Source organism: Methanomassiliicoccus sp., from assembly GCA_033485155.1.
Classification (GTDB): Archaea; Thermoplasmatota; Thermoplasmata; order Methanomassiliicoccales; family Methanomassiliicoccaceae; genus UBA6.
Genome location: JAWQJJ010000001.1, coordinates 335,308 through 348,816, shown reverse-complemented (window position 1 = coordinate 348,816; position 13,509 = coordinate 335,308). Strand labels below are relative to the sequence as shown.

Below are 13,509 nucleotides of genomic sequence, written 5' to 3'. Positions count from 1 at the left end.
AACCTTTCGATCGTCCCCGGATCCGGCCCAGAACCCTTTTATACGAGCATAATTTTTCGACATGAAGGCGAGTCATTATGTTCTGTCCTAAGTGTGGCGGCCTGCTAAGAGCCAAGGAAGGTAGCAGGACCGAGTTCGTTTGCCCCAGCCCAAAGTGCGGGTTCGAACAGAAAGCCAAGGACCTCTCCAAGGAAGGAGCGGCCACCCGGGTCAAGATCGAGAGGAACAAGAGCGAGGTCGAGGACTGCCCGGTCGTCGATTCTATCGAAGGCGTCATGCCCAGGACCGCGGTGCCTTGCCCCAAGTGCGGGCACAATGAGGCCTATTGGTACCTGAGGCAGACCAGGAAGTCGGACGAACCGGAGACCACCTTCCTCACCTGTTGCAAGTGCGGTCACAAGTGGCGCAAGTATTGACCCAGCTCGCTCCTAAGCAAGGTTTATCATGGTCCACATGTTTACCTTCAAAACTATTAGGAGCTCATTTGGAGGAAATTCATGTTTCACGCCAAGATCAAGTCCGAGACCCTCAAGGGCGTCGTTGACGTGGTCTCGACCCTCGTGGATGAGGCTAAGTTCAACATAGATGCCGACGGGATGGAACTGAAAGCGGTCGACCCGGCCCACGTGGCCATGGTCGACCTGAAGGTCCAGAAATCGGCGTTCGAGGAGTTCTCGGCTGACGAGACCGAGCTAGGCATCGACCTGGACAAGATAAAGGAGGTCCTTCGCCTGTCCCGGGCAGGTGACATCATCGAGATGGAGCAGGACGAGAGCAAGAACCGATTAGTGCTCAACGTCGGCAACATCACCAGACGAATGAACCTCGTTGATACCGCGGGCATGAACGATCCCAAGGTACCGAACCTCAATCTCCCGGCCAAGATCACGGTCACCTCCGACGAGTTGCAGAAGGGCATCCGGGCCGCTGAATCGGTCTCCGACCACATCGCGCTTAACGCTTCGCCCGATGGCTTTGAGATGTACTCCGAGGGCGACACCGATTCGGTGAGCCTCAAGCTGCCCAAGGATCTCCTGATCTCTCTGGACGTTTCAGAGAAGGTCAAGAGCCTGTTCCCACTGGACTATTTCTCCAACATGGTCCGCTCCATACCAGCCGGTTCCGTCGTCACCATCAACTTGGGGAGCGACTTCCCAGTCAAGCTGGAGTTCGAGATCGCAGACAAGCAGGGCAGCGTCGATTACCTCCTAGCTCCGAGGATCGAGAGCGACTGAACGCCCTCGTAAACCCCTTATGAATATTCCTTTTCTCCTATTCTAATTAACCTTGGAATCAAGGTCGATGATAAGTCTGGCATCAGCCTCAAAAATAATAAAAACTTATTTAGCATGGCCCCATTATTGACCATCTCCTCCCCCGAGGTGCCTAAATTGACTTTGTACGATGACCAAACCATACAGATGCTGGAATCCAAGGCCAACTTGCTCCGGCGACATATCATCAAGATGACCTTTGCCGCACAGTCCGGTCATCCTGGCGGCTCGCTTTCCTATGCCGATATCGTTTCCGCCCTGTTCTTCAAGGTGATGCGTCACCGGCCCTCCGATCCCAACTGGGAGGACCGCGACAAGTTCGTTCTGTCCAAGGGACACGCCGCCCCGGTATACTACGCGGCGCTGGCCGAGTCCGGGTACTTCCCGGTGGACGACTTGCTCACCTTGCGCAAGCTGGGCTCGCACCTGCAGGGACACCCCTGCCGGAAAAAGACCCCCGGAGTAGAGATCTCCACGGGATCTCTGGGGCAGGGGTTGAGCGTGGCCAACGGGATGGCCTTAGCCGCCAAGCTCGACCGTCGCCTGACGCGCATCTTCTGCCTCATGGGTGACGGGGAGCTGCAGGAGGGACAGAATTGGGAGGCGGCCATGCTTGCGTCCCACTATAAGCTCGACAACATCACCGCTTTCGTGGACCGCAACAAGATGCAGATCGACGGCCCCACCGAGCAGATCATGTCCCTGGAGCCGCTGGGAGACAAGTGGAGAGCCTTTGGTTGGAACGTCGTCGAGATCAACGGGCACGACATGAGGCAGATCCTTGACGCCTGCGAGGCGGCCGCCCATGTCACCGGCAAGCCGACGATGATCATCGCTCACACCATCAAGGGCAAGGGAGTATCGTTCATGGAGGGTGCCATTGCCTTCCACGGCAAGGCCCCCAACGCCGACGAGTATCGCATCGCTCTCAAGGAGCTGGGGGAGAGCATATGAAGTGGGTATACACCAGCCAGCGCAAGGAGTACGCCAACGCCTTGGTGGAGATCGGGATGGCCCGCACCGACGTGGTCGTCCTGGACGCCGACCTGTCCTCCTCCACCCGCACCGTGGAGTTCGCCAAGAAGTTCCCCGAGCGGTTCTTCAACGTGGGGATCGCAGAGCAGAACCTGATGGGCACCGCGGCCGGTCTCGCCGTGTCCGGAAAAACGGTCTTCGCCTCCACCTTCGCGGTGTTCGCCACCGGGAGGTGCTGGGATCAGATCCGGCAATCGATCGCCTACCCCAACATCAACGTCAAGATCGTCGCCACCCATGCCGGCATCACCGTCGGTGGGGACGGGGCGTCGCACCAGGCCTTGGAAGACATCGGCCTGATGAGCATCCTGCCCAACATGTGCGTCCTGGTGCCGGCCGACGGAATCGAAGCATACAAGGCGGTCAAGGCCGCGGCAGAGCATGCTGGCCCCTGCTATGTACGGCTGGGCCGGGCGGATGTGCCCATGGTCACGACCATGGACTCCCCCTTCACCATCGGTAAGGCCACCGTCCTATTGGAGGGCACCGACGTCTCCCTGGTGGGCTGCGGGCAGATGGTCGCGGTTTGCATGGACGCGGCGGAGGAGCTGAAGAAGAGGGGCATCGCGGCCGAGGTGGTCAACATGTCCACGGTCAAGCCTCTGGACGAGGCGACCCTGCTGCGCTCGGTGCGCAAGACAGGATGCGTCGTCACCGCCGAGGAGCACTCCATCAAGTCTGGGCTGGGATCCGCGGTCGCGTCCGCGCTCTCGGAGAACTACCCCGTGCCCCTGAAAAGGGTGGGGACCCCTGACTGCTTCGGTGAGTCGGGGGAGAGCAACGTATTGATGAGCCGCTACGGGCTCACCGCTGAACATATCATCGCCTCGGCCGAAGAGGTAATCAAGAGGAAGAGAAAATGAAGATCTTCATCGATACCGCGAACCTGGAAAAGATACGAGAGGTCAACAGCTGGGGGATACTGGACGGAGTAACCACCAACCCCAGCCTGGTAGCCAAAGAGAACACCAACTTTGAGGCCCTGGTCCATGAGATATGCCAGATTGTGGACGGGCCCATAAGTGCCGAGGTCATGGGCGTGAAGGCGGGAGACATGGTCGAGGAGGCCCGTAAACTGGCCAAGATCCATCCCAACGTCATCATCAAGGTACCTATGACCGAAGAGGGGCTGAAGGCCACCAAGGCCCTGGCCTCCGAGGACATAAAGGTCAACATGACCCTTGTCTTCTCCGCAGCCCAGGCCCTCCTGGCGGCCAAGGCCGGAGCGCGATACGTCTCGCCGTTCGTCGGCCGCCTGGACGACGTGGGGCAGGACGGCATGAAGCTCATCGCCGAGATCATGAATATCCTCGACAACTACGACTTCGACACCGAGGTCATCGTCGCCTCGATCCGCGACCCCATACATGTGGTGGAGGCGGCTCGACTGGGAGCGCATGTCGCCACCATCCCCTACGATGTCCTGAAGAAGATGTTCAACCACCCTCTCACTGACATCGGAATCAAGAGATTCCAGGATGACTGGGCAAAGGTTCCCAAGAAGTAGGAACCAAACCCCCTTTTTTGTTTCTCTCAAAGAGGATTTTTATAAGTTACCAGCGTTGGGAGTGACGTGGACGCCGAGGTCGTGATCATCGGAGGGGGCCCTGTGGGTAGCTCCTTCGCCGCACAGACCGCCACCTTCACCACGGTGGTGGTGGAAGAACACGCCGAGATAGGCTCGCCGGTGCAGTGCACCGGACTGGTGCACCCCCGGGTCGTGGAGATGGCGGAAGCCCAGGACACGATCATCAACGAGATCACCGGTTTCCGCCTGGTGCCTCCGGGGGGCAAGACCCTTGAGGTTCGGACCAGGGAGACCAAGGCGGTGGTCATCGATCGTGGCCTGTTCGATCGTCGATGCAGCGAAAAGGCGGTGTTGGAGGGTGCGGACATCCTCACTGGCCAAGAGTTCGTCGGCTTCGAGCGGGAGGGCAAGAAGTTGGCGGTGAAGGTGCAGGGCCCCGGAGGCCCGCAGACCATCAACGCCGACCTACTGGTGGGGGCCGACGGCTACAAGTCCCGGGTCAGCAAGCTGGCCGGGATCGGCCCGGCCAAGGAACACGTAAGGGGCATACAGGTCGACCTGGAGATGCACCTGGAGGACCAGACGATGGTCGATGTGCACATCGGTCAGAAGGTCGCCCCTGGCTTCTTCGCTTGGGTCCTGCCTTGCGGGGACTTTACCCGCATCGGCTTGGGAGTCTCGGAGGGCAACGATACTCCCAGCGCCTATCTCACCTCCCTGCTCAAGAAGCTGGGACTAGAGGAGAAGAAGCGCCTCCGCACCATGTCCGGGGTCATCCCCATCGGCCCGCCGAAAAAGACCTGTGCCGACAATATCCTTATCGTGGGCGACGCCGCGGCTCAGACCAAGCCACTGTCGGGCGGAGGCATATACACCGGCTTGAGGTCGGCTAAGTGGGGGGCCATGACCGCGGTGGACGCCCTGCGGGACGGAGACCTGGGGGCGAAGCGCCTCTCGGAGTATGACACCAAGTGGCGGGCGGACATTGGTAAGGAGGTGGATCGCGGGTTGCTCATCCGCAAGGTGTTCGTCAACCTCACCGACCGCAAGATGGACGACGTGTGCCGGATGCTGGACCGCCCGGACGCGAAGGAAGTGCTGGCGGGCGGGGACATCGACTACCCATCCAAGATCGCCTCTCCGCTCCTGAAGGCCGTCCCCTCGCTGGTCAAGTTCTCCCCGCAGCTCATCGGTTCCTTGATTCGGCGGGAGCAAAGGTGAAATAGCGGGGGCCGGCTCCGAGGATCGTGCTCCTCGCCAAGGTCCCCCGGGAACGAGCCGAGCAGGTCCGCAAGCAGCTATTCAAGCGGAAGCTGGGGGCCAAGGACCGACGCATCCTCAGGCTCGATGATCATATCCTCATACCCCTGCGGGCTTCACCCCCGCCGAGCCTGGCGGAGGAGTTGGGGATCGAGCTGACGGAGGGCGAGACCATGGTGAAGTCATGCTACCGCCCCCCGTTCGACCTGGTGCTGGAGGAGGCGGAGGTCCCCGAGGCCGTCAAGAGATCGCTTCCCCACCGCTGGGAGATGCTCGGCGATGTTCTGATCCTCCGTTTGCCGGACGACATCGCCGCCCACTACGGGGAGGTGGCCAGGGCCTACGCCGCGATCTTGGGGGCGAGGACCGTGCTGAGGGAGCGAAGCCATATCGACGGCGTCTTCCGCACCCCGGACATGCAGCTTCTTTTGGGCGATGACCCCGAGACCGTACACCTGGAGAACGGTATTCAGTACAAGCTCGACGCCTCCCGCCTGATGTTCTCCTCCGGCAACATCGATGAGAAGATGCGCATGGCCTCGCTGGACTGCCGCGGGGAAACAGTGGTGGATATGTTCGCCGGGATCGGCTATTTCACGCTGCCGCTGGCCCTGCACGCACAGGCTACCAAGGTCATCGCTTGCGAGATCAATCCCCTGGCCTTCGGCTACTTGCGGCAGAACATCACGCTGAACGGACTGGAAGGCCGGGTCGAGCCGGTGCTGGGCGACAACCGCGAACTTCCCGGCGAGGGAATCGCGGAACGGGTGGTGATGGGTTATGTGCGCACCACCGCCGAGCACCTCGGGACCGCCTTCCGTCTGGTCAGGAAGGGCGGTATCATCCATTACCAGGATACCTTTCCCCTGGAGATCTTCCCGTCAAGGGCGCTGGACAACCTGGGCGCGGCGGCCGGGGACCGGGGGTTCGAGGTCATCCTGACCCGCGAGGTGAAATCCTACTCCCCGGGGGTCTCTCACATGGTCCTCGACGTGAGGGTGCTCGACTAGATCTCGATATTCTCGATGGAACCCGACGCCTCCAGCAGGAGTTTCAGGCCTTCGGCGTAGCCGTCCCCCTGGCTCTCCAGCAGGCGCTGGGCGAAGGGGGCGAGGTAGGTGCCGAAGTCCATCTCCTCCCGGGTGAACTGCCATGCCTTGGCCTGGCCCTCTCCCAGGGCGGTGATGAAGGCAAACGATACCGAACGCAGCCGGTGGTCGCCGCCCTTGCCCTTCTCAATCTGCCTCATCGCCGCCTCCTTCCCTTCGGTCTTGGCCGTCCTCGCGATGCCGTCGGCATAGCTGCCCACCGGCCCCAGCTTCCTGAAGGCGGGCAGGGCGCTCTCGATCCCTCGATAGGCCTCCATGCGTCCCGCCTCGATCACCATCTGGGACGGGGTCAGTTCCGAGCGCTCCGCCACCACCCGCTTCACGATGTCCGGCGAGGCTACCGCGGCGAGCAGGGCGTCGCGGTGCTCCGGCCACAGATCGGAGATTAGATTGGCGGCCTGGTCGGTCCGCGACAGCACGCACATCTTCCCCGAGGAGAGGAGCGTGGATATCGCTTTCTTCTCCACCTCCGATCCCCTCAGGGCTGCGAGGAACCGCTCCTTGTCCCGCCCGTAGCACGTCCCGCCGATCATGTACACCTCGTCCTGCCGCTCCCGTACCGCGGCGGCCCGGGAACGGAAGTGCTCGTCGAGGAGTCCAGCATCGTTCAGCTCAGCCTTCAGGTATCGGCCCACCAGGTCCTTGGGGAGACGGTATGCCTCCTTCACCCGGCATCCCGGGCACTCGCTGTCGCAGCGGAGGTCGCTGATGATCTCCACCTCGAAGTCGTCGGTGGGATCCTCCGCGGCGATGCGGCCGGCGAGAAGGTGCACGGTGTTGGCATCGCCGGAGCAGGAGGGGCACACGTGGATCTCCGTCCCGGCGCCCTTCCACCGGACCCTGATCCCCCGCCCCTCCTTCACGTGCGGGCAGTCGCCGTTGTCGTCCAGGTCGTAGGGCAGGAGGGAGATGGCCTCGTCCACATACTCCTCCGGGGGACTCGGTCCGTCGGGGGAGCAGATGGCACACCTCTCCGTCGAGTAAATGTGCAGCCCTCGCTTGCGGGCGGTGTCCCACAGCGCCAGGAGGCGCAGTTCTGGGTGGTCGTAGTGCTGCACTCCGATGAGCTTGTCCCGCTCCACCTTTCCCCGCACGGCGTACGACACCTCGCCCAGGGGGGTCTTGGTGGCAGCGAGGTAGGGCACCTTGCCGGCCTCGTGCAATGAGATGGTCGCGGCGTATGCCCGTACCAGCTGGTCGCCCCAGTTCATGGCGTGGTCCAGCTTCCGGGGATCGGACCGATTCTGGGACACCTTCTCCATCTTGGCCACCGCTTTCCGGAGATCGCACCGCCGGCACTCCTTGGTGCATTGGGGCATGAGCAGCTGGGGCTTCCCGGCGAGCAGCCGGGACTTCTCCAGGAGGTCTTTCTCCAGCGTCTTCGGGGTGGCCTTGGCCCCCCGGAACCTAGCGCGGCGTCCCATGGTCCTCCCCTACGCCGCCGGCGTTCTTAAGGCTTGGGGACGTCGCCGCGTGCGCGTTCCGGTCCTCAAGATGGCTCGCTCCCTGGCCGGCGACCTCTTCACCGAAGGATATCGTCGGAATAAGATATTTATCCGCGAAGCCGCTATCGTCGGACGGGATGCATTGTCGACGCGGGAGGAATTTTACCGAGGTTACGTCAAGGGCTTCGAGGAAGGCCTCAATAAAGCCTGGGACGAGCTTATAGGCTTGACCACCAAAGGCTTCAGCCCCCGCGAGATCCAGGTCATGGCCAAGAGCAAGCGCCAGTCCATCAATGAGTCGGTCCGGGACGTCAAGACCGAGATCCGGGCGGAGACGGGGATCGACCTGCTGTCGAAGGCCCCCGCGAGGGGCCCTCGGGTCGAGGTGGAGAGGGGCAACACTTACCTCATCGAGAGCATGTACGCCACCAAGGCCCTGACCGTGGTCAACGAGCTGACCGCCGATGGGACCCAGGCGCTGTGCATCCTGAGGAGCTTCCCGGGCAATTACCAGGGAGGCCTCAACGATACCGTGACCGCCTACTGGCTGACGAAACACGAGAGCTCCCAGTACGGCCCGTACACCGTCATATCTCCCACCGATATGCCTCGCCTGATCTCCGAGACCCGGAACTTCATGAGGGCGGAGGAGGGCAGGGTGGTCCTGGTCGAAGGCGTCGAGTACCTCATCATGCAGAGCGCCGACCGAGAGGTCAGCGTGCTCAAGTTCATCTCCCTGATGTCCGATCTGGCTATCACCCTGAGGGGTGTGCTTCTCTTATCGGTCTACCCGCCGGCCCTGGACGAGAAGGTCATTAACAACCTGAAGTGCCTGGCCAGCGGGACACTGTGATACTGGTCAGAGGGTCAGAATAATCTCGATGGACGACACGTTGGTAGCGCCGTCCTCGCTCTCCACCCGTTCCGTGCCGATCCTGACCTCCTTAACCGCCGCCTCCCGGACGAAGCGGTGACGTACGATCTCCGCGACATCCACCGCCCGGCTGATGGCCTTGCCCCGAGCCTTAATGATAACCTCGTCGGATCCGCTGCGGAACTGGGTCACCACGGCCGTTACGTAGTCCATCGCTCCCTTTTTGCCGATGTAGATTATGTTGTCCTCGGGCATGCCATCGACCTTGGTGCAACGGGATCAGTACTGACGGTGCTCGCTGAAGTAGCGCATCATTATGCGCCTCTGCCCCTTGCGCAGGATCTCCGATAGTGTGGAGGTCGAGACGTCGAACATAGTGGCGAGCTCCTTCAGCCCGATGCGTCGGGGGAAGTCGAAGTAACCGCGCTCGAAGGCCATGCGGGTGACCTGCTCCTGCCTCTTGGTCAGCTCGTCGGAGTCAGTGAGCTCGGTGATCTTGACCAACTTGGGCTGGGCATGGATCTTGGTGAGGTTGTCGATCAGTTCCTGCAGCACCTTCTTCTGAGTCACCAGCATCGTCCACTTCAGGCGGCCCTCCTTGGTCGTGGTCGAACCGGTGAGGAAGCATTCCGAGCCCGCCAACAGCCGGCAGGCCACGCATTGATTGGTGGAGAAGGCAGCCAGCGCCCGGCCTTTATCGATAGCGCTGATATCCACATTGAAGATGTTGGGGTTGTTCCTGACCTGTTCGATGACCTTGGGAAGGTCCTCCTCGTTCTCCACATCGATCTGGACAAGGTCCCTGACCCCTTCCTTCATGTCCTTCGTATCGATGACCCGAATAACCGAGGGGTACATCTCGACCACGTCGGTGATCCAGTTGTCTGGCATTGCCAGTGACACGACCGCTTCCATCATTGCTATCGCGGACCATTATGCGTTCTAAGGATAAATCCCCCGCATCTCGATAGCGTTCACCACCTCGCGAACCGCCAATAGGTAGGCCCCGGTCCGCATGTCCACCTTTCTCTCCGCAGAGTGGGAGTGCACCCGATTGAACGCCGAGGTCATGATGCGGTTGAGCCGCTCGTTGACCTCCGTCACCGACCAGAATAGGAACTGGAGGTCCTGCACCCACTCGAAGTAGGACGCCGTCACCCCGCCGGCGTTGGCCAGGACGTCAGGGATGAGCATGGTGCCCCTCTCGAACAGGATCTGGTCGGCGGCGGGCAGGGTCGGGCCGTTGGCCCCCTCGGCCACTATGGAGGCCTTGATGCGGTCGGCGTTGTCCTTGTCGATCGCGCCCTCCAAGGCGGCCGGCACCAGCACCGTACAGTCCAGCTCCAGGAGTTCACGGTTGGAGATGTCGGCGGCCCCGGGGAACCCCTTGACCGATCCGGTGGCCTTCTTGTGCGCCTCCACCTTGCGTATGTCCAGCCCGGCAGGGTCGTGGATGCCTCCGGAGGAGTCGGAGACCGCCGTGACCTTTAATCCGAGCTCATCCCGCAGCAGCCGGGCGGCATTGCTTCCCACGTTGCCGAAGCCTTGCACCACCACCGTAGTCTGGGACGGTTCCAGCTTGCGGGCGTGCATGGCTTCCCGGACACAGTACATGAGTCCCCGGGAGGTGGCCTCGTCCCGCCCTTGCGAACCGCCCAAGGGGATGGGCTTGCCGGTGACGCTGGCCGGTGATACCCGGCCGACTTTTGCGGAGTAGGTGTCCATGATCCAGGCCATGGTCTGGGCGTCGGTGTACACGTCGGGGGCGGGGATGTCCACGTATGGGCCGATGATTGGTTCAATCTCGGTGGCGAACCGCCGCGTCAGCCTCTCCAGCTCACCCTTGCTCATCTCCTTGGGGTTGCATACTACACCTCCCTTGGCCCCGCCGAAGGGAATGCCCACTGTCGCGCACTTCCAGGTCATCCACATGGACAGAGCGCGCACCTCGTCCATCGACACGTTGGGATGGTATCGGATGCCTCCCTTGCATGGCCCCCGGGCGTTGGAGTGCTGGACTCGGTAGCCGGTGAACATACGGAACGAGCCGTCGTCCATCCTCACCGGGAAGTTCACCGACAGCTCCCGCTTGGGCTTGGTCAGGAAATCGATGATTCCTCTGTTGAGCCCCAAGCTCTCGCCCACATTCCTCACCTGGCTCACTGCCACCTCGTACGGATTCCTGGTTTCCATGTCCGATGCCTCCGGCGATCTGCGCTACGGTCGAGTATAGATAACTTCGATTAACATCCGTTCATATATATTTCGACCCGAGCACAAGTGATTTACATGGTGAATAACGCCGAGATCGCCGCCATGCTCTACCAGCTAGCCGAGCTCATGGACCTGAAGGGGGACGTGTTCAAGCGCAACGCCTACCGCCGGGCGGCCCAGAGCGTCGAGGCCCTTGATGAGGATGTGAGCAGATATCTCGCCCGAGAGGAGCTGGAGAGCATTCCCGGAGTGGGGAAGGCTATCGCCCAGAAGATAAGGGAGATGGTGGAGACCGGCGGCCTGAGAAAGTTGGACGAACTCCGGGCGGAGTACCCTCCGGGCGTCGTGGAGCTGATGAAGGTGCCCGATATCGGCCCGCGGACCGCGGTCACACTGTACCGGGAGTTGGGAATCAGGGACCTGGACGGCCTCCGGGAGGCGGCCGAGCGGCACCGCATTCGCTCGCTGAAGGGGTTCGGGGAGAGAACGGAAGAGAATATCCTCAAGGGCCTTGCGCTGGTGCAGGGGCAGGGAGGGAGGATGCTACTGGGAAGGGCCCTACCCATCGCCGAATCCTTCGCCCGACACCTCCAGGCGAAAGGGTTCGAGGAGGTGAGCGTGGCCGGGTCCCTGCGCCGGTGGAGGGAGACGATCGGCGACATCGACCTGCTGGTGGGAAGCGACGAGCCCCTGCGGGCCATGGACGCCTTCACCGCTTACCCCTCGGTAGCCGCGGTCGTGTCCAAGGGGCCGACGCGTTCCACCGTCCGGCTGGCCGACGGCACCCAGGTCGACCTTCGGGTGGTGCCCCGATCGAGTTACGGGGCGGCACTGCAATACTTTACAGGGTCCAAGGAGCACAACGTGGTGATGCGGCGCCTGGCCATCCAGCGTGGCCTCCGACTCAACGAGTACGGGCTGTTCAGCCGGGAAGGCGAGGAGATGGTGGCCGGCCGGGACGAAGCTTCAATCTATGGCGCGCTGGACCTGGAGTGGGTGCCGCCAGAGCTCCGCGAGGACCGGGGGGAGATCGAGGAGGCGGCCGCCCACCGCCTGCCGCCGCTGGTTCGGGAAGAGGATATCTTGGGCGACTTTCACGTTCACACTGTCATGAGCGACGGGAGGGCGACCATGCGGGAGGTCGCCATGGCGGCCCGGGAGAAGGGCTATGAGTACATTGGGGTCACCGACCACTCGCGGTCGCTGTACATCGCTCATGGAGTGCCCATCGATGACCTCCTGGCCTCAGTGGACGAGGCCCACCAGCTAACCGAGGAGCTGGGCATAGAGGTCCTGCGGGGGGCGGAGGTGGACATCCTGGACGACGGGACCTACGACTACCCAGAGGACGTGCTGGCCCAGCTGGACTACGTGATCGGCTCGGTGCACTCCGGATTCAAGATGACCCGGGAACGAATGACCGAGCGCATCCTGACCGCGCTATCCTGCCGTGAGCTGAACATCCTCGGACACCCCTCCGGCAGGCTCATCGGGAAACGGGACGGGTACCAGGTGGACATGGACCAGGTTATAGAGGAAGCGGCCCGCAGGGGAGTCATGCTGGAGGTCAACGGGTCCATCGAGCGCCTGGACCTCAACGACCTCAACTGCCGCAAGGCCAGGGAGCTGGGGGCGATGGTCGCGCTGAACACCGACTCCCACTCACTGGGCCAGCTCGATAGCATGCGCTATGCCGTGCACACCGCCCGCCGGGGCTGGCTGGGAAAGGAGATGGTACTCAACGCCCTGCCCCTGGAGAAGGTGAGAGCCATCTTCGACGGACGGAGCACCTAAAATATATCTCATGCGACCTGTTTAGCTGGTCCAAGTGATCGCATGGATCTCATCGAGGTCGCCGATTCCATAAAGAGCATGGAGATCAGGGGCGCCGGGCTGATCGCCAGGAGCGCCGCGGAAGCGCTGAGGCAGCAAGCCCTGGACTACCAAGGGGACGACCTGGAAGAGCTGCGCCGACGGCTGGACGAGGGACGAGGGGCCCTCGTCGCCTCCCGACCCACCGCCATATCCCTGTGGAACGCGGTGCAGGCGACCCTACGAGGTACCGCCAGGGCAACGAGCGCGCCGGAGCTGCGGTCCCTCGTGGTGGCCAACGCCGACGCCTTCGTGGCAAGATCCAGCAAGGCAGTGGACGTGATCGGCAGGATCGGCTCCAAGCGGCTGAGGAGCGGAATGACTGTGCTTACCCACTGCAACAGCAAGGCCGCGCTGGGAGTTATCAAGGCCGCGCACGCCGAGGGAAAGGATATCCAAGCCTATGCAACTGAGTCCCGGCCGTGGCGGCAGGGGCTGCTGACGGTCAAGGACCTCTCCGAGGCCGGGGTGCCTACCACCCTTATCATCGACAGTGCGGTCCGCTGGATCATGAAGGAGGTAGACGTCGTGCTCGTCGGGGCAGATACCATCTGCTCTAACGGCGCGCTGATCAACAAGATCGGCACCTCCCAGGTGGCCCTGGCGGCCAGCGAGGCGAGGGTACCGTTCATCGTGTGCGCCGAGACCTACAAGTTCTCCCCCAAGACCGTCCACGGCGAGCTGGTGGAGATCGAGGAGAGGGACGCCAGCGAGGTCGTCGACCCCCGCCTGATACCTTCCGGGGTCAGGGTCCGCAATCCGGTGTTCGACGCCACCCCCGCAGAGTACATAGACTCCATCGTCACCGAGGTGGGCTTGATCTCACCGTATGCCGCTTACGAGGTAATAGTTAAGGAGCTGGGACAGGAATCGATCTTCGAGGCCAACGAGGAATGAG

General features: G+C 62.2%; 14 protein-coding genes. 10 read left to right on the top strand and 4 right to left on the bottom strand.

The features are described 5' to 3' along the window. Positions 1-77 precede the first annotated feature (77 nt). From SA339_01760 to SA339_01730, 7 genes are all read left to right on the top strand, one after another. Positions 78-416, top strand: coding sequence for a transcription factor S (locus tag SA339_01760; GenBank protein ID MDW5561925.1), 339 nt, complete (start codon positions 78-80; stop codon positions 414-416). An 81-nt stretch (positions 417-497) separates the two neighbouring features. Continuing rightward, the gene (pcn, locus tag SA339_01755) at positions 498-1,235 is read left to right on the top strand and encodes a proliferating cell nuclear antigen (pcna) (protein MDW5561924.1); all 738 of its coding nucleotides are present in this window, start codon (positions 498-500) and stop codon (positions 1,233-1,235) included. Positions 1,236-1,391: 156 nt separating this feature from the next. Then, a complete protein-coding gene (locus SA339_01750; protein ID MDW5561923.1) occupies positions 1,392-2,228 on the top strand; it encodes a transketolase in 837 nt (278 codons plus the stop codon). Further along, complete coding sequence (locus SA339_01745; GenBank protein MDW5561922.1) at positions 2,225-3,172, top strand: transketolase family protein; 948 nt, start codon at positions 2,225-2,227, stop codon at positions 3,170-3,172. Before SA339_01750 ends, SA339_01745 begins: the two co-directional genes overlap by 4 nt. Further along, complete coding sequence (fsa, locus tag SA339_01740) at positions 3,169-3,816, top strand: fructose-6-phosphate aldolase (protein MDW5561921.1); 648 nt, start codon at positions 3,169-3,171, stop codon at positions 3,814-3,816. The genes SA339_01745 and fsa overlap by 4 nt, the downstream gene beginning before the upstream one ends. A 66-nt stretch (positions 3,817-3,882) precedes the next feature. Then, positions 3,883-5,058, top strand: a complete 1,176-nt coding sequence (locus SA339_01735; protein ID MDW5561920.1) for an NAD(P)/FAD-dependent oxidoreductase — start codon at positions 3,883-3,885, stop codon at positions 5,056-5,058. Between the two features lie 26 nt (positions 5,059-5,084). Next, entirely contained in the window at positions 5,085-6,107 is a 1,023-nt protein-coding gene (locus SA339_01730; GenBank protein MDW5561919.1) for a class I SAM-dependent methyltransferase family protein, read from the top strand. On the opposite strand, the gene SA339_01725 is transcribed toward SA339_01730, so the two are convergent. Then, entirely contained in the window at positions 6,104-7,630 is a 1,527-nt protein-coding gene (locus tag SA339_01725) for a hypothetical protein (GenBank protein MDW5561918.1), read from the bottom strand. The two genes, SA339_01730 and SA339_01725, sit on opposite strands and share 4 nt — an antisense overlap. 49 nt (positions 7,631-7,679) lie before the next feature. Between SA339_01725 and SA339_01720 the strand changes: the two genes are divergently transcribed. Continuing rightward, positions 7,680-8,504, top strand: coding sequence for a DUF835 domain-containing protein (locus SA339_01720; GenBank protein MDW5561917.1), 825 nt, complete (start codon positions 7,680-7,682; stop codon positions 8,502-8,504). A gap of 6 nt (positions 8,505-8,510) precedes the next feature. Here SA339_01720 and albA read toward each other — a convergent pair whose 3' ends face one another. Genes albA through SA339_01705 form a run of 3 tightly spaced genes read right to left on the bottom strand, consistent with a single transcriptional unit; the run spans position 8,511 to position 10,718 of the window. Beyond that, positions 8,511-8,780 carry a DNA-binding protein Alba gene (albA, locus tag SA339_01715; protein ID MDW5561916.1) on the bottom strand — a complete coding sequence of 90 codons (270 nt, stop codon included), beginning with the start codon at positions 8,778-8,780 and terminating at the stop codon, positions 8,511-8,513. Between the two features lie 24 nt (positions 8,781-8,804). Further along, positions 8,805-9,440 (bottom strand): helix-turn-helix domain-containing protein, encoded by a 636-nt coding sequence (locus SA339_01710; GenBank protein MDW5561915.1) that lies wholly within the window; start codon positions 9,438-9,440, stop codon positions 8,805-8,807. Positions 9,441-9,467: 27 nt separating this feature from the next. Next, the gene (locus SA339_01705; protein MDW5561914.1) at positions 9,468-10,718 is read right to left on the bottom strand and encodes a Glu/Leu/Phe/Val dehydrogenase; all 1,251 of its coding nucleotides are present in this window, start codon (positions 10,716-10,718) and stop codon (positions 9,468-9,470) included. A gap of 96 nt (positions 10,719-10,814) precedes the next feature. On the opposite strand from SA339_01705, the gene polX reads away from it, so the two are divergent. After that, positions 10,815-12,533, top strand: a complete 1,719-nt coding sequence (gene polX / locus SA339_01700) for a DNA polymerase/3'-5' exonuclease PolX (GenBank protein MDW5561913.1) — start codon at positions 10,815-10,817, stop codon at positions 12,531-12,533. 42 nt (positions 12,534-12,575) lie between these two features. Further along, positions 12,576-13,508 carry a ribose 1,5-bisphosphate isomerase gene (locus tag SA339_01695; protein MDW5561912.1) on the top strand — a complete coding sequence of 311 codons (933 nt, stop codon included), beginning with the start codon at positions 12,576-12,578 and terminating at the stop codon, positions 13,506-13,508. Position 13,509 lies beyond the last annotated feature (1 nt).